This is a genomic window from Rhizobium sp. Root1204 (assembly GCF_001424965.1).
Taxonomy (GTDB): Bacteria; Pseudomonadota; Alphaproteobacteria; order Rhizobiales; family Rhizobiaceae; genus Pararhizobium.
Window position 1 is genome coordinate 465,104 of record NZ_LMCZ01000006.1, and the last position, 15,828, is coordinate 480,931.

The following is a 15,828-nucleotide window of genomic DNA, read 5'->3' on the forward strand; positions in this document are numbered from 1 at the left end:
TGCCCCACCAGGTGCTCCATGTCCAATCCAGCCGATAGAAACGATGAGCCCGGTGGCACTCAAGTCATGGTTCAGCGGGTGTGGCTTCAGGGCCGGCTGCTGACTGCGATTGCCACGATCCTCATCCTTGCCCTTGCGGGCTATGCGATCTTCCATCTGACGAGTGAAGTTCGGTATGAAGACGTGATGGCCGCGCTCGATAATACCAGCGGCACGTCCATTGCACTGGCCATCGGCTTTACCGCCTTGAGCTTCTTTGCACTGACCTTCTACGATGTCGGGGCGCTGATCTATCTCAAGCGGCGACTGCCCTATGCCGATGTGGCATTGACGGCTTTTGCGGCCTATGCGGTCGGCAATACCGCAGGTTTCGGCCCGTTGAGTGGCGGCGCCATCCGCTATCGCGCCTATTCCCGCCTCGGGCTGAGGCCGGAAGAAATCGGCGGCGTTATCGCCTTTGTCACCCTTGCCTTCGGGCTCGGGCTTGCAAGTGTCGCGGCTCTCAGCCTGTTGATGATCGCGCCGGAAGTGGCGCCACTCGTGGGAATGAGTTCACCGGCGCTGCGTGCGATCGCTGTGTTGATCCTGACCGTCCTGCTGACTTTGATGGTGGCGGGCCGCGATGGCCGGGCGTTGCAGTTGGGGCGTTTTTCGCTGCGGGTTCCGGATTCACGCACGGCATCGCGTCAGTTCCTTGTGACCGTTCTGGATCTGGCCGCCTCGGCTTCCGTCCTCTACGTGCTGCTGCCTGAAGGGGTGATCGGCTGGCCGGCGTTTCTGGCGATTTATGCGGTGGCTGTCGGACTTGGCGTTCTCAGCCATGTCCCGGCCGGTCTTGGTGTCTTTGAAACCGTCATCGTCGCGGCGCTGGGCCAGGCGGTGGATGTCGACACAGTCCTGGGCGCGCTCGTCCTTTATCGGCTGATCTACCACGTCCTGCCGCTGCTTCTGGCAGTCATCTTTGTCATTGGTGCCGAACTGCGCAGCCTCTACCGCAAGCCTGTCGGTTCCAGCCTGCGCCGCGTGGCCGGTCGGTTGACACCGCTTCTCTTGGCGACGCTTGCACTTATCTTGGCCGCCATGCTGGTATTTTCCAGTGTCACGCCGACGCCGGACGACAATCTGGCTTTTCTTGCCGATTACGTGCCATTACCGATCATCGAAGGCACGCATTTTCTCGCAAGCCTGCTGGGTCTGGTTCTCGTCATTGTCGCGCGCGGCTTGGCAAGACGGTTGGATAGCGCCTGGTGGGCGGCGCTTGTCGTTGCCGTTATCGCGCTGTTGTTTTCTCTCCTCAAGGCGGTGGCCCTGATCGAGGCGAGCCTTCTCGCCTTCTTCATCGTCAGCCTGCTTGCCACGCACCGGCTGTTCGACCGGCCAGCAAACCTGTCGAACGAGCGGTTGACGTTGCCATGGCTGACGGCAATGCTGGCGCTCTGTGCCTTTGCGGTGATCGTCCTGTTGTTCGTTTATCGTGACGTGGAATACAGCAATACGCTCTGGTGGCAGTTCGAACTGTCGGAGGAAGCGCCGCGCGGCCTTCGCGCCGTGCTCGGTCTGACGATCTTCTCTGGCGCTGCTGCGTTGTGGAGCCTGCTGCGGCCCGCCAAAGGCCCAAGGGAAGCGTCTTCTGCCGCCGACATCGAAAAAGCGATCGCCATTGCCAACGCGCAGGATATGTCGGACGCCAATCTCGTGCGGATGGGCGATAAGAGCCTGATGTTTTCCTCCGACGGGCGTGCGTTCATCATGTATGGCCGTCAGGCTCGTTCCTGGATTGCCCTGTTCGATCCGGTCGGTCCGCGTGATGCATGGCCGGATCTGATCTGGCAGTTCATTGAGGAGGCCCGTTCCTGCGGCTGCCGGCCGGTTTTCTATCAGGTCTCGCCTGCGGGGCTCTCCTACTATGCGGATGCCGGCTTGCGGGCCTTCCGTCTCGGCGAACTGGCCACGGCGGACCTCACGACGTTCGAACTGAAGGGCGGCAAGTGGGCCACCCTGCGCCAGACGGTCAGCCGGGCGCAGCGCGACGGGCTGGAATTCGCCGTTGTCGAACCCGAGGATGTCCCGGCGATCATGGGCGATCTCGTAGCCGTGTCCGATGCCTGGCTGGCGCATCATCGTGCCAGGGAAAAGGGCTTTTCGTTGGGGGCATTCAATACGGATTACATTACCGCCCAACCGGTTGGGATTTTGCGGTTGAACGGAAAAATCGTTGCGTTCGCCAATATCCTCGTGACGGATGCCTGCGAGGAAGGGACTATCGACCTCATGCGCTTCCTGCCGGAGGCACCGAAAGGGTCGATGGACTTTCTCTTTGTGTCATTGATGGAATATCTGCGTGACAAGGGATTCAAGCGGTTCAACCTTGGCATGGCGCCTCTGGCCGGTCTTTCCGGCCGCCGTTCCTCGCCCGTTTGGGACAAGGTGGGTCGCACGGTTTTCGAACACGGCGAACGCTTCTATAACTTCAAGGGCCTGAAGGCCTTCAAGTCGAAATTCCATCCGCACTGGCAGCCTCGGTATATGGCGGCGGGTGGTGGTATCAATCCCGTTCTGGCACTGATGGATGCAACATTCCTGATTGGCGGCGGCGTGAAGGGAATTGTGAAAAAATGATCTTGAAGAGATTCTATCAGGCCGCTTTTGCCGCCAGCCTGTTTTTTGCAGCATTTCCGGCGCGTTCGGAGGATCCGGCTGCTTTTGATACGGGCATGATCCCGTCGCCACATATCCTCTTGCCCACCGGCGATGTGGCGGCCGCGGTTGTGCTTATTTCCGATAAGGCCGGATGGTCTGACAAGGAGGATACGCTCGCCAAAAGCCTGACCGATGGCGGAGCCTTGGTCATCGGTATCGATCTTCCAAGCTATCTTGCATCGCTGGCGAAGGACGAGGGCGACTGCATCTACATGGTGTCCGACATCGAAGCGCTGAGCCAGCAAGTTCAGCGGGCGGCGAAAAACAACGATTATCGGCTGCCGATCATTGCCGGTGCCGGGGCGGGTGGCGCGCTGGCTCTTGCCATTGCGGCGCAGACGCCGGCGGCGACAATTGGGCAAACGCTGGCCATCAATCCCGAGGCCGGCATCACACTGAGCAAACAGCTCTGCACGCCTGCCGACAAGAAAAAGGTGGGCGACCGGATGGTCTACGGTTTGACCGATGGGCCGCTGCCCGATCCGGTCACCGTGCTGTTCACGCCGGATGCGCCCGCAGACGGCCGCGCCCATGTCACCGAGTTGACTGCCAAGCATAGCGACATCGAGATCACTGAAACGGATGACGACATGTGGACGGCTTTTTACGATGCGCTGTCGGCGCTCGTGACCGCCTCCGCAGGCGAGGACAATCCGCTGGGACTGCCCCTGACCGTGCTTGAAACCAAGCCGACACGCGACACGATGGCAATCGTCTATTCGGGCGATGGCGGCTGGCGCGATATAGACAAGGAAGTCGGCGATGTTCTCCAGCAACAGGGCATGCCGGTGGTCGGCATCGATTCTCTGCGCTACTTCTGGTCGGAGCGTCAGCCGCAGGAGACCGCCGATGACCTGCACCGCATCATCGCGTTTTACGGCAAGCGCTGGAACGTCAAGCATATCCTGCTGATTGGATATTCCTTCGGTGCCGATATCCTGCCCCGGACCTACAATTTGCTGCCGCAAGCAGACCGGGATCGCGTGGCGCAGGTGTCGCTGCTCGCCGTGTCGCATCAGGTGGATTACAAGATTTCCGTTCTCGGCTGGTTGGGTGCCGCGGCGGCGGACGGCGCCGGCGACCCGGCCGACGATATCACCAAGATGAAACCGGCTCTCGTGCAGTGCATCTACGGGACAGATGAGGACGACGATGTCTGCCCGACGCTGAAGGATACGGGTGTCGAAGTCATTGCCATCGATGGTGGCCATCATTTCGACGAGGATTATCCGGCGCTGGTCAAGCGGATTTTGGACGGATTTGATCGCAGGCTGGCGGCTGTAGCCAATCCTTAGCCTGCCCATAGCATGGCTTGAAATGACAGGATCGGCCGCGCGAACGATCCTGTCTACTCGATACACTACTGCTTCTTGGCTTCTTCAGTATCAGCACGGCCGCTTGGAATCGTGCTGGTGGTCACGGAAACCGGATCGCTGGCAGGAAAAGACGATTCCAGCCCTTCATCGAGCTGTTCTTCCAGCGTTCCGGTATCGCCTGCGGCCCGCGCACTTCGCAATGACATAACGGCCGGAGATTCGCCGGAGGTATCATTGCCGGAACCGGAACCATCAGCTGCTTCACCATTTTCGGGCTGTTCGAACGCCGCCACCTGCAACATCATCGCCTTGGCCCTTGCGATCGCGTTCAGCCGGTTCAAGCCATCAGATTCGGTATGGTGCATCTGAACCGAAATCACATCACCGCCTTCACCGACGAACTCCACCGTCATCAGCCCTGCCGAAGACTGCGGGTGGACTTGCGTGCCGATTACTTCCATGACTGTCGCCTCCGTGGTTGCGTTACGCTGATAACCGTACGGGCGAAGTTTTGTTCCGCTGGCGGGGTCTGCCGCAACGGATGCGATGCAGTCTGGACACAAAAAAGAGCGGCCGGAGCCGCTCTTCTATGAGGTAAGCATGGGCAGCGATCAGGCTGCGACGTCTTCCATTTCGCGTTCCTTGAACATGCGGGCGAGGTTGAGGAAGCAGATCATGCCGGTTTCGTTGGCGATGATGCCTTCTGCATAGCTCTTGTCGAAGGATGTGGTGATTTCCGGAACCGGCTGAACCTGGTCGCCACGCACCGTCAGGATATCGGAGACGCGGTCAACGACGAGGCCGATGACCATATTGTGCACTTCGGCAACCACGATGGCGCTGCGTTCGTTGGCAACCGTGCTCTTCATGCCGAGCTTGTGGGCAAGGTCAATGATCGGGATGACGGTGCCGCGCAGGTTCATCACGCCGAGAACGTCGGCAGGCGAATGCGGAATCGGTGTCGAAGGTGCCCAGCCACGGATTTCGCGGATCGTCGTAGTCTTCACGCAGAACTCCTGATCGTGCAGACGGAAAGCGATGATCTCGAGCGTTTCGTGACCGAAGGTACCTGTAGAGATCGTGTTGTTCATCAAAATTCTTCCCAGCTATCCCGATTGGCGGCAACTGCCATGTTTGAACTAAAGGCCTTCGCTACCCGGCTGGCCATGACCCGGGCCGGGGAAGCGACCGGTTTTGCGTCCTGCCGCGCTGCCGCCAAGCGACCCTGCGATGCCTCACCGACCTTGAACTGGCTGAGAAGACTGAAAAGACCGTCTGCTTGCTTTTCCAAGGCGTGGCTGGCAGCCGTGGATTGCTCGACCATTGCTGCATTCTGCTGTGTACCTTGGTCCATTGTATTCACAGCCTGGTTAATTTCTTTCAAACCTGTCGCCTGTTCTTTTGCACCTTCTACAATAGCGGACACATTGGTGTTGATCTGGTCCACCTGGCTCAGGATTTCCTCCAGCGCCTTGCCGGCCTGGCCAACGAGAGAGACGCCGTCCTTGACCTGATCGCTGGATGTGGTGATCAGGCTCTTGATCTCCTTTGCCGCTGTTGCCGAACGCTGGGCGAGTTCGCGCACTTCCTGGGCTACCACGGCAAACCCTTTGCCGGCATCGCCCGCCCGCGCCGCTTCGACGCCTGCGTTGAGGGCAAGCAGGTTGGTCTGGAAGGCGATCTGGTCGATGACGCCGATGATGCTGGAAATCTCGCGCGACGAGTTCTCGATCTCGCCCATCGCGTGGACGGCGTTTCTCACCACTTCGCTGGAACGTTCGGCGTCGAGCTTGGTCTGGGCAACCAGTGTGCCTGCTTCCGCGGCGCGGCGGCTGCTATCGGCCACGGTCGTGGTGATCTGCTCCAGTGCTGCCGCTGTCTCTTCAACCGACGCGGCCTGTTGCTCGGTACGCTTTGAAAGGTCCTGAGCCGCACTGCTGATTTCGCCTGAGCCGGCTGCGATTGCTTGCGCATTGGCGCCGACGGCACGCATCGTCTCTTTCAGCTTGTCGATGGTACCGTTGAAGCTGAGGCGGAGCGCTTCCAGTGCCGGGATGAATGGCCTGTCCAGATGCTGATCGAGATTACCATTGGCCAATTCCCGCATTGCTGCCGCCAGCTCCCGGCTGTTATTGACGCGACCGGTAATGTCGGTTGCGAACTTTACCACCTTCTTCACCGACCCATTCAAATCGAAGATCGGATTGTAGCTGGCCTGGATCCAGACCTCTCTGCCGCCATTGCCGATCCGCTTGAATTCATCGGCGATGAACTGACCATTGCGCAGCCTGGCCCAGAAGTCCCGGTATTCTTCGCTGCTGCCGTAGGCGGGCTCGCAGAACATGCTGTGGTGCTTGCCTTGAATATCGCCAAGTTGATAACCGAGCGTCGACAGAAAGTTCCCGTTGGCGGTCAGAATGTCGCCGTCCGGCGTGAACTCGATAACGGCCTGGGCGCGGGAGATCGCAGCGATCTTGCCGGCATCTTCTGCACTTCTCAGTTTCACGGCCGTTATGTCAGTGGCAAACTTGACCACTTTATAGGGTTTCGAGCCCCGGAAAATGGGATTGTACGATGCTTCGATCCAGATTTCCCTGCCACCCTTGCCGATCCGCTTGTACTGGCGGCGATCGAACTCGCCGCGGGCAAGCCGCGCCCAGAAGTCACGATAGTCCCTGCTTGCTGCGTCGGCCGGATCTACAAACATGCGGTGGTGCTGGCCGACGATTTCCGCCAGATCGTATCCTACAGTTTTGCAGAAGTTTTCATTGGCCGTCAGGATGTTTCCCTGCAGGTCGAATTCAATAATTGCCTGAGATCGTTGCATCGCAGACAGGATTGCCTTGGCGTCGCTGCGGAACGGTGACGAAAAACGGGTCATGACTATCGGTCCTTGTGCACGCGGGTTTGCAACGCGCGCGGCTGAGTGCCGCGCGATCGGGCGGTTTTTCTGAGTAGGAATGTGGACGGCTGGCAAACGATACCGGCGCTTTGCACGGCGTCGTCAGGTCATGCCGGATGACCGGCTTTTCGCGAAAGCTTCATGCCCCGGTTCAGACCGGTCGCGACGGCAATATCTAGGGGCTAAAACTTCAATAGATATTTAAGATTTGCCGAGTTTCGAACGCCTGCCGGCATAAATATGACAAATGACAATACCCGGCGCAACGCCGGGTATTGGTTCGTATTATAGGTACATTATGGGGTTGCAGAAACCCATGCTTGCCGCTTACTGCGCCGTCAAAACGCCGGCGAACTGCTCGACGGCCCAATCGACCTGATCAGCCGTGATCACCAGCGGCGGAGCGATGCGGATCGTGTCGCCATGGGTGTCCTTGGCAAGGATGCCGCGCTCCTTCAGCGCTTCGCAATATTTGCGGGCGCCGCCGGCTTCGGGAACCAGTTCGACGGCCAGCATCAGGCCCCGGCCGCGAACGTCCTTGATGATGTTCGAACGGATGTCCTTGAGACCAGCCTGGAAACGCTCGCCCATGCGGGCCGAGTTACCGATCATGTCTTCTTCGGTCAGGGCCTTCAACGACGCGCGGGCGATGGCGCAGGCCAGCGGATTGCCACCGAAGGTCGAGCCATGCTGGCCGGGCTGCAGGACGCCGAGCACTTCGGAATTCGAAAGAACGGCCGAGACCGGATAGAAGCCGCCGGACAGTGCCTTGCCGATCAGGGTCACGTCGGCTTCGATGCCTTCATGCTCTTCGGCGAGCAGCTTGCCGGTGCGGCCGAGGCCAGTCTGTATCTCGTCGAGGATCAGCGTGATGCCATGCTTGGAGCACAGCGCACGGACTCCCGGGAAATAGCCCTGCGGCGGGATCATGACGCCGGCTTCGCCCTGGATTGGTTCGATCAGGAAGGCGACGGTGTTCTCGTTGATCGCGGCGCGAAACGCTTCGATATCGCCGAACGGAACGGTCTTGAAGCCCGGCGCGAACGGGCCGAAGCCGGAGCGGGCGTCCGGATCGGTCGAGAAACCGACTATGCCCATGGTGCGGCCATGGAAGTTGTTGGAGCAGACGATGATCTCGGCCTTGTTTTCCGCGACGCCCTTGACCTCGTAGCCCCATTTGCGCACCGCCTTGACGGCGGTTTCGACGGCTTCGGCGCCTGAGTTCATCGGCAGGATCTTGTGGCTGCCGGTGAGCGTTGCCAGTTCCTCGTAGAAATGCGCCAGTTGGTCGTTGCGGAAGGCGCGCGAGGTGAGCGTCAGCTTTTGCGCCTGCTCCATCATCGCCGCCAGGATTTTGGGGTGGCAATGGCCCTGGTTGACAGCGGAATAGGCCGACAGGCAATCGAGGTAACGATTGCCGTCAAGGTCCCAGACATAGACACCTTCACCGCGCGAAAGCACGACATCAATCGGCTTGTAGTTATGCGCGCCCAGCCGGTATTCGGTTTCGATCAGTGCGTTTGTCGTATTCATGGGTCCTCCAGTGGCTTTTGTTATTGGCTCAGGCGCTGCGTGTCGGCCGGTCGAGAATGCGGCGGCCAAACAGGCTTGCGGTCAACTCGACGAGAATGCGGGCGCTCTTGCCGCGGTCGTCGAGGAAGGGGTTGAGCTCGACAAGATCGAGCGATGAGACGAGGCCGCTGTCGCAAAGCATTTCCATGATCAGATGCGCTTCGCGGAAGGTCGCGCCGCCGGGAACCGTGGTGCCGACGCCGGGCGCCAGTTCCGGATCGAGGAAATCGACGTCGAGGCTGACATGCAACAGGCCGTTGGCGGCTTTAATCTTGGCGATGATCTCGTGCATGATATGGGCCATGCCGGTCTCGTCGATGGCACGCATGTCATAGACATTGACGCCATGTTCGGCGATTTCCTCGCGTTCGCGGTCATCGACGGAGCGGATGCCAACCTGGAAAACGTTTTTCGGATCGACCATCGGGCGGTCCTTGTCGAGGATCGGGGCGAACTCGGCCTGGCCACAGAAAAAGGCCACCGGCATGCCGTGCATATTGCCTGAAGGGGAAGTCGCAGGCGAATTGAAATCGGCATGGGCATCGAGCCAGAGCACGAAGAGCGGGCGGTTCTGTTCCTGGGCATAGCGCGCCATGCCGGAGACCGAGCCCATCGACAGGGCGTGGTCGCCACCGAGGATGACCGGGAAATTGCCGGCGCGGGCTGACTGATGCACCGATTCGTCGAGCGCGCGGGTGATCGCCGCGACGATCTGCAAATTGTTGGCTTTCGGGTGGTTCGGCAGGTCGCGTGCAGGCAGCGGCTTCAGGTCACCGTCGTCGGTGACGCTGTGGCCAAGGCCGGCCAGCATTGTGTCGAGACCTGCAATGCGCAGGGCCGCAGGACCCATTGCAGCGCCACGGCGGCCGGAGCCTTCTTCGAGCGGTGCGCCGATGAGTACGATGTTCTTCTTGGATTCAGCCATGGTCTTCCCCGCAAGTTCGCGTGATGCCGGTTTGCCCGGTTTGTGCGCGGATTATACGGGTTTGTTTGTTGGCAAATAGATGGAAAACTGGCAAATAGATTGCAATAATTGACACTATGAGAAGTGCGGATAGGCAAAATGATAAGTCTCGACGATCTTGACCATTCCCTGATCAGCGCGCTGCGCCACAATGCCCGCACGCCCGTCTCAGCTCTCGCCGTCACCACCGGCGCGTCGCGTGCGACCGTTGCCGCCCGCATCGACCGGCTGGTCGCATCCGGAACGATTGCCGCCTTCACGATCCGCACGGGAGCGGAGCTTTCCGGCAGCGGCGTGCGTGCCATCGTCATGATCGAAATTCACGGCAAGATGGCGGATCGCGTCGCCACGCAGCTGCGCGGCATGCCGCAGGTGCGCGCCCTTCATTCGACCAATGGCCGCTGGGATTTCATTGCCGAATTGGAGGACAAGGATCTCGGCACCTTCGACGAAACGCTGCGGCTGATCCGGCTGATTGACGGCATCAACCTCACCGAGACGAACATCCTTTTGAAGACCAGCAAGATTTCGGCGGCGGTTTAAACCAGACGGTATTGAGCGAGCCGAAGCAGCTTCGCTCAATATTCCTTCTCATAGAAAATCCCGCCACCTGCGCCGCTGGCGCCGGCTTCGCCGCGCAGCTTGACGCCGCGGCCGACATCGAGATTGATGATCGCTTTGCCGCCGCCTGCCTCCGAGCCGGATTGCAGTTCCAGATAGGTCCGGTCGTTGAGATACTTTCCGGCCGTCACCGTCGCGCCGCCGGTCGCATCCGTCGAAACGTCGAGATCATCGACACCCAGCTTGTTGCGCAGGCCGCTCAAGAGCGAATTTGAGCCGCCGCCGGCCAGTTCGCTGACGGCGCTGGCCAACTGGGCGATCTGCAGGGCCGACAGGTTGGACAGCGACCGGTTGAAGATCAGCTGCGCCAGGATTTCGTCCTGTGGCAAAGCAGGTGACGATGAGAACGTGATGGCCGGGTTGTTGGCAGGGCCTGCGACGTTGACAGTGATCGTCGTTGCCCCGGCGCTGGAGGTTGCGTCGAGGTCAAGGGTGGGAACGAGGTTGCCGCCAAAAGTGATTGTGCCATCGGCGAAGTCGAGGCGCTTGCCGAGGATTTCCAGCCGCCCACGGCGCATTTCGAAACCGCCGGAAACGGCGGGTTCGACCGCTGTTCCGCGAATGGTCAGGTCACCACCAAGCTCGGCATCGATACCGCGGCCACGGACGAACAGTTTGCTGGGCGCGCTGACAGTCAGATCAAAGGCAATGCCGCCGCTCTTGGTGCTGCCGCCGCTGCCCGTGTCTTTGCTGACATCCGCCTGCATCTGCCTGACCTTGGCCGGGGCGTTCTTGTGCTTGATGTTGATCTCGGACAGCGACGCCGGCAGCTTTTCCGGAATGGTGATCGACGCCTTGTGGATGGTGACCTTGCCGCCCAGAACGGGTGTTGCGGTCAGAGAGCCCTTGAGGGTCATCGCGCCGTCGATGCTGGCTGTGAACAGGCTGCCATCGACATAGGTCGCATTGGCAAGGCGGATGGCGATGTCGGCCGGGAATCCGGAACCGGGCGCGATGCCAACCGTGCCGGTGACATCCAGCGTGCCGCCGCTGGCGAGCTTGCCGGAAAGCTTCTGGATATTCGCCTGCTTGCCATCAAGCGCAACATGGGCCGTGAGGTCGGTGATAGCCAGATTACGGCGGACATCAACGAAGCGCGCGCCCGACGTGGAGATCGTGCCGGTCACCTGGGGCGCTGTTGCGGCGCCGGTGATGGAAAGATCGACATTGGCGGCACCAGTCAGGGTGAATCCCTGCTCGGCCAGAAGATTGGCTGCGAGAGCGAACGGCAGGTTGCCGGACGCTTTGACGTCGATCGGCTTGTTGCCGGTAATGCCAACCTTGCCATTGCCTTTGAACGCAAGGCCGCCTGCCCCGTTGAGCGTTGTGTCGAGCGTCACGACATTGTTGGCAAATTGCCCCTTCGCCGCGATATCGAGCGCACCGACGCCAGCGGACTTGGCCTGCGCGACTGCGGCGTTTGCCCAGCGCATATCATAGGCCACGACGGGTGCAGCCGCGGTGCCGGTGACATCGACCTTGCCGCTGATGGCGCCGTCCGCGCCGAGCGACGGCACGAATGTATTGGCGAGGCTGGCCGGCAAGGCGTTGAGATTGACATTAAGGTCGAGTTTTTCACCCGCCGAGCCAGTGACGGCGATTGTGCCGCCTGAAGCGCCGATCGTCAGCTTCTGCAGACTGACCTTTCCGTTTTCGATGGTGATCGTCGTTGGTGCCGACAGCTTTACCGGGATCCTGCGTGGTGTAGCAGTGAAGGAGGCGAGGTTGACGGTCGTCTTGCCATTTGCCGTTTCGATACCGGCGCGCAGGCTGAGCGGTGCTCCGTCGTACTGGCCATCAAGTGTCACATCGGTCTTTCCGGCCTGCTGGGCGAAGTCGAGCTTCAGGCCGTTGACGCGGTTCTCACCCTGCGCGAAGGCGTCGACGGAGAGATTGCCCTTGACCGCCAAGGCTTTGAGGTCGGCGATGGTGATATCAGCAACCGGCTTGGTGATGACGAGATCGCCGCGCTTGATACCCGAGCCGCTCGCCTTCAGTGCAATCGAGGTCTTGCCGCCGGTGCTGTTGATCGAAGCTGATCCGGCAATGTCGCCCGACGCCTTTTCACCCGCCATTGCAGCCAGCAAGCCGACATCGGGGAAGGCGAAGTCGACATTGCCCTGCGGCAGGAAATCGGTGGTGAACTGGATCTTGCCGTTCAATCGGTTGTCGCCGACCTGAACCTGAAGAACCGGAAGGCTGGTGCGTCCCTCTTCGGATATCAGGTCGGCATTGACGTTGATGGCCTGGCCGCCAAGAGCACCGGTGGCCTTGATCTTGGCCTGCGGGTTTTTCGGATTGGCTGTCGCGTCTGCGGTCAGTTGGAGGTCACTGAGTGTGCGGCCTGCCAACGTTGCACCGCTGGAGGTGACTTCGGCCTTGATGCCGAGATTGTCGAGCGGGCCGGTGGCATCGACCTTGAAGTCGGCGATCCCACTGGCATCCGCCAGCACCTTGCCGAGATCGGGCAGTGTGCCGGTGAGGGCAGCCGTCAGGGCTCCGTCCTTGAGACCGAGGGAGCCTGCGGCCTGAATCGTTCCGGAACCGACGGCGAGCCTGCTGATATCAACCGCACCGTCGGCGCCGGTGGTCACCATGCCGGATAACGTGACCGGCGTATCGAACTTGGCGGAAAGGGACGTTGGTAGGCCAGCCGGAAGCACGGACAGATTGAATCCTGCGTTCAAAGCCTTTGCGGCAATCTCGAATGCGCCGTTGATCGTGCCGCCGAGGTTATTGCTGTCAATGGTGACGGGATCAAAACCGATCCGTTCCGGCGATACGTCCAGGATGGTCTCAACCTTCACCGGTCCCTTGACCAGCCTGTCGAGGTCGGCGCTTGTCAGTTGTGTATCGCCGGTTTCGATACGGGTTTTGATCAGGCCGGTCTGGGTCGATAGGTTGAAGGCATCGCTCTGGGCCGTCAGCTTGATTGCGTCGATACGGCCCTGCGGCAGGGCCAGTTGACCGACGCTTGCCTGGACGTTGATGATGGCTGACTGCATGCCACCGGTGATGGACGCGGTTCCGGTGTCGAGCACGACGTGCGCTTCGCCATTTTCGAGCGGCAGCCGGGTATCGATCCCCGCCAGCGTCGCGGTCACATCAAGCTTCTCGCCGGCGCTACCGTTCAGAGTGACGGTGCCGCCGGATACAGCGATTGCCAGTTGTTGCAGATTGACCGCGCCGTTTTCGATCGTAATCGTCGTCGGCGCTGCGAGTTGCAGCGGGATTTTCTTCGGTGCGGCGGCGAACGACTGGAGATTGATCGTCGTTTGGCCGCCAGCACTCTGCAGGTCGCCGCGTGCCGTCAGCGGTGCGTCGTCATAGGTGCCGTCGAGCGCGAAATTGGTTTTCGGTCCCTGTTGTTCGAAGCCGAGTTTGAGGCCGGCAAGGCGGGTGTCGCCCTGTTTGACCTCTTCCACCGTCACTGCACCCTTGATCGCGAGTGCCTTCAGATCGGCAATCGTGATATCGGCGGCGGGCTTGCTGATCACCAGGTCGCCGCGGGTTATGCCGGAACCATTGGCCTTGACGACAACCGACGTCACGCCATTTTCAGACGTGATGCTGGCTGTTCCGGCAAGATCGCCGGACGCGGTCTGCCCAGCCATGGCGGCGAGCAGCCCGAGATCGGGAAGATTGAACGTGAGCGAACCGTTCGGCTGGAAATCTTCCCTCAGGTCGAGCGCGCCGGTTAGTGTGTTCTGGCCGATCGTTGCCTCGATCGAAGGAAGGCTGGTCGCACCCTTGGCGGAGGCGATCTCGGCCTTGGCGTCGATTTTCTGCCCGTCCAGCGAGCCGGTGGCGGTTACCGTCGCATTCGGGCCGTTCTGACCGACGGTGGCGTCGGCGTTGACGGCGAGATCATTGAGCGTGCGTCCGGCAAGCGTTGCGCCGTTTGCCGTTACTTCAGCCTTGATGGCAAGAGCGTCGAGCGGACCACTGGCATCTGCCTTGAAGTTGGCGGCGCCTTTGGCGTTTGCGAGGAATTTGCCGATTTCGGGAACGGCGCCGCTGACCGCTGCTGTCAGGTTTCCGGTTTCGAGCGCTGCCGATCCGGCCGCCTCGATCGTTCCGGACTTGAGGGCGAGATCGTTGACGGTGAGGCTGCCGTTGGAGCCAGTACCAAGATTGCCGGTGATAGCAATGGTCGTGTCGAATTTTTCCGCGAGGGCAGGGGGCAGGACAGCCGGTAGGGCAAAGAGCTTGAACCCAGTAGCGAGCGTGTTCTCGGCAATGGTATAGGAACCGGTCAGCGTACCGCCAATGCTGGCACTTTCGAGAGTCAGCGGATCGAAAGAGACGGTTTCAGGGGTCACCGATAGTGTGCCGTCGATCTTCACCGGTCCCTTGACGAGGCGGTCGATATCGGCGCTGATGAAGCGGGTTGCACCGGTTTCGATCGTCGTCTTCAGGGGGCCTGTCTTCGTCGAGAGGTTGAAACCATCGCTAAAGGCGTGCAGGCTGATTGCCTCGATCTCGCCCTGTGGCAGCGTTGCCTTGCCAATATCGGCACCGATGTCGAGCACGGCTGCCTGGGCCTCGCCGATCAGCGAAACGCTGGCATTGTTGATTGATAGCTGCGCCTCGCCCTTTGCCAGCGGTAGCCGGAAGTCGATCGGGCCATTGGTGCCGGTGAGGCTTGCCTGCAGGTCGTTCTGGCCCAGCGTGCTATAGGTTCCAGAGGCAGCAAACGCGAAAGCCGCGGTCGTAAATTTACCGCGCTGGATGCGCATGGTCGTGCCGTCGAGCGCCGCAGAAAGGTCGATGTCGGTGGTGCCTTCGAAAAGCGGCCGGAAGACAGCAGGCAGGAGGTCGCGGAACGTGCCGCCACCCTTGAGCGCCATGGTGCGAAAGCCATCCGGCGCAAGCGTGTGCTCACCGTCCACTTTCAGCACCTGATTGCCATCAAGGGCTGCGGTTGCCGTGCCAGTCCATTTCGTCAGTGGACCGTTGCCGGTGACCGAAATGCTGACCGCCGGTTCGCCGGGCAGGTGCATGGCTTTGGCAAGCAGCCCGCCCTTCGGTTCCTCGATGGTGGTTTCCAGCTTCAGTTCGTCGTTTGCCGGATTGAAGATGATATCGGCGATCGCCTTGGCGTCCGGACGGTCGCGTTGTGCAATGGCAAGGGCAGCGGCAATGCTGGCATTGGTGGCGTTCAGCTTACCCTGCGCATTGAGGAACTGATCGGCGCCGGCAATCTCCTTGCCGATGATGATTTCCTCAAAATCGAACGCGTCGATCTTGACCTCGAGCGGCAGGGCAAAGGTCTTGCGGACTTCCTTGGTTTCCTGCGAAGGGATCGGCAGTCGTTCGAGGCGAACGGATCCGGCCGACAGTTTTGCGGCATCGAAGCGTTTGGAGAAAAGGGCGGTGGGGGACCAGTCGATGGCGACCTCGCGGATTTCCGCATAGACGCCCTTGCTGTCGAACAGCGTTACACTCGAAGCCTTGAAATCACCGGTGAGCAGTGCACTCGGGTCGTTGATGCGAACGATCTGGTCCGGCGTCGAGGCATATTTCTCGATCATCGCGGCGACAAAGCGCGCACCGGGCGCGGTAAAGCCTGCGAAAAGCACCAGGAGCACGAGGGCGAACAGGGCAAAGCCTGTGCCATAAGCCAGCCAACGCAGCGCGATCTTCAGAAAACGGGGCAAACGATTCATGATTCATCCATAGCGCAAGTCGCGTTGCGGTGAAATTGCTTCTCCCTGAAACCCAATCTTTCAAACCGGGTTCAGGCCGTGGTG

The 15,828-nt window shown here is 60.5% G+C and carries 9 protein-coding genes; 3 read left to right on the forward strand and 6 right to left on the reverse strand.

Annotation, left to right across the window (positions count from 1 at the left end):
* The first annotated feature begins 66 nt into the window (after positions 1-66).
* Positions 67-2,619, forward strand: coding sequence for a bifunctional lysylphosphatidylglycerol flippase/synthetase MprF (gene mprF / locus ASC96_RS09745; RefSeq protein WP_277996011.1), 2,553 nt, complete (start codon positions 67-69; stop codon positions 2,617-2,619).
* Positions 2,616-3,995 carry an AcvB/VirJ family lysyl-phosphatidylglycerol hydrolase gene (locus ASC96_RS09750; protein WP_060502791.1) on the forward strand — a complete coding sequence of 460 codons (1,380 nt, stop codon included), beginning with the start codon at positions 2,616-2,618 and terminating at the stop codon, positions 3,993-3,995. Before mprF ends, ASC96_RS09750 begins: the two co-directional genes overlap by 4 nt.
* A gap of 65 nt (positions 3,996-4,060) precedes the next feature.
* On the opposite strand, the gene ASC96_RS09755 is transcribed toward ASC96_RS09750, so the two are convergent.
* The 5 genes from ASC96_RS09755 to rocF form a co-directional block, all read right to left on the reverse strand.
* Positions 4,061-4,477: a hypothetical protein gene (locus tag ASC96_RS09755; RefSeq protein ID WP_060502792.1), complete on the reverse strand. Its 417-nt coding sequence runs from the start codon at positions 4,475-4,477 to the stop codon at positions 4,061-4,063.
* A 150-nt stretch (positions 4,478-4,627) separates the two neighbouring features.
* The gene (locus ASC96_RS09760) at positions 4,628-5,107 is read right to left on the reverse strand and encodes a chemotaxis protein CheW (protein ID WP_037097448.1); all 480 of its coding nucleotides are present in this window, start codon (positions 5,105-5,107) and stop codon (positions 4,628-4,630) included.
* Entirely contained in the window at positions 5,107-6,897 is a 1,791-nt protein-coding gene (locus tag ASC96_RS09765) for a methyl-accepting chemotaxis protein (protein WP_060502793.1), read from the reverse strand. Before ASC96_RS09765 ends, ASC96_RS09760 begins: the two co-directional genes overlap by 1 nt.
* A gap of 348 nt (positions 6,898-7,245) precedes the next feature.
* Positions 7,246-8,451 carry an ornithine--oxo-acid transaminase gene (gene rocD / locus ASC96_RS09770; protein WP_060502794.1) on the reverse strand — a complete coding sequence of 402 codons (1,206 nt, stop codon included), beginning with the start codon at positions 8,449-8,451 and terminating at the stop codon, positions 7,246-7,248.
* Between the two features lie 28 nt (positions 8,452-8,479).
* Positions 8,480-9,415, reverse strand: a complete 936-nt coding sequence (rocF, locus tag ASC96_RS09775) for an arginase (protein ID WP_060502795.1) — start codon at positions 9,413-9,415, stop codon at positions 8,480-8,482.
* 138 nt (positions 9,416-9,553) lie between these two features.
* Between rocF and ASC96_RS09780 the strand changes: the two genes are divergently transcribed.
* On the forward strand, positions 9,554-9,997 hold the full coding sequence (locus tag ASC96_RS09780; protein WP_060502796.1) for an Lrp/AsnC family transcriptional regulator: 444 nt from the start codon (positions 9,554-9,556) through the stop codon (positions 9,995-9,997).
* A 35-nt stretch (positions 9,998-10,032) separates the two neighbouring features.
* Here the strand turns inward: ASC96_RS09780 and ASC96_RS09785 are convergent, their stop codons facing one another.
* A complete protein-coding gene (locus ASC96_RS09785; protein WP_060502797.1) occupies positions 10,033-15,744 on the reverse strand; it encodes a translocation/assembly module TamB domain-containing protein in 5,712 nt (1,903 codons plus the stop codon).
* Between the last annotated feature and the right edge of the window lie 84 nt (positions 15,745-15,828).

Excerpts from the sequence above, each read along its gene's own strand:
- rocD (WP_060502794.1), bottom strand. The coding sequence starts at position 8,451 with ATGAATACGACAAACGCACTGATCGAAACCGAATACCGGCTGGGCGCG.
- ASC96_RS09780 (WP_060502796.1), top strand. The coding sequence starts at position 9,554 with ATGATAAGTCTCGACGATCTTGACCATTCCCTGATCAGCGCGCTGCGC.
- ASC96_RS09765 (WP_060502793.1), bottom strand. The coding sequence starts at position 6,897 with ATGACCCGTTTTTCGTCACCGTTCCGCAGCGACGCCAAGGCAATCCTG.
- mprF (WP_277996011.1), top strand. The coding sequence starts at position 67 with ATGGTTCAGCGGGTGTGGCTTCAGGGCCGGCTGCTGACTGCGATTGCC.
- rocF (WP_060502795.1), bottom strand. The coding sequence starts at position 9,415 with ATGGCTGAATCCAAGAAGAACATCGTACTCATCGGCGCACCGCTCGAA.
- ASC96_RS09785 (WP_060502797.1), bottom strand. The coding sequence starts at position 15,744 with ATGAATCGTTTGCCCCGTTTTCTGAAGATCGCGCTGCGTTGGCTGGCT.
- ASC96_RS09760 (WP_037097448.1), bottom strand. The coding sequence starts at position 5,107 with ATGAACAACACGATCTCTACAGGTACCTTCGGTCACGAAACGCTCGAG.
- ASC96_RS09750 (WP_060502791.1), top strand. The coding sequence starts at position 2,616 with ATGATCTTGAAGAGATTCTATCAGGCCGCTTTTGCCGCCAGCCTGTTT.
- ASC96_RS09755 (WP_060502792.1), bottom strand. The coding sequence starts at position 4,477 with ATGGAAGTAATCGGCACGCAAGTCCACCCGCAGTCTTCGGCAGGGCTG.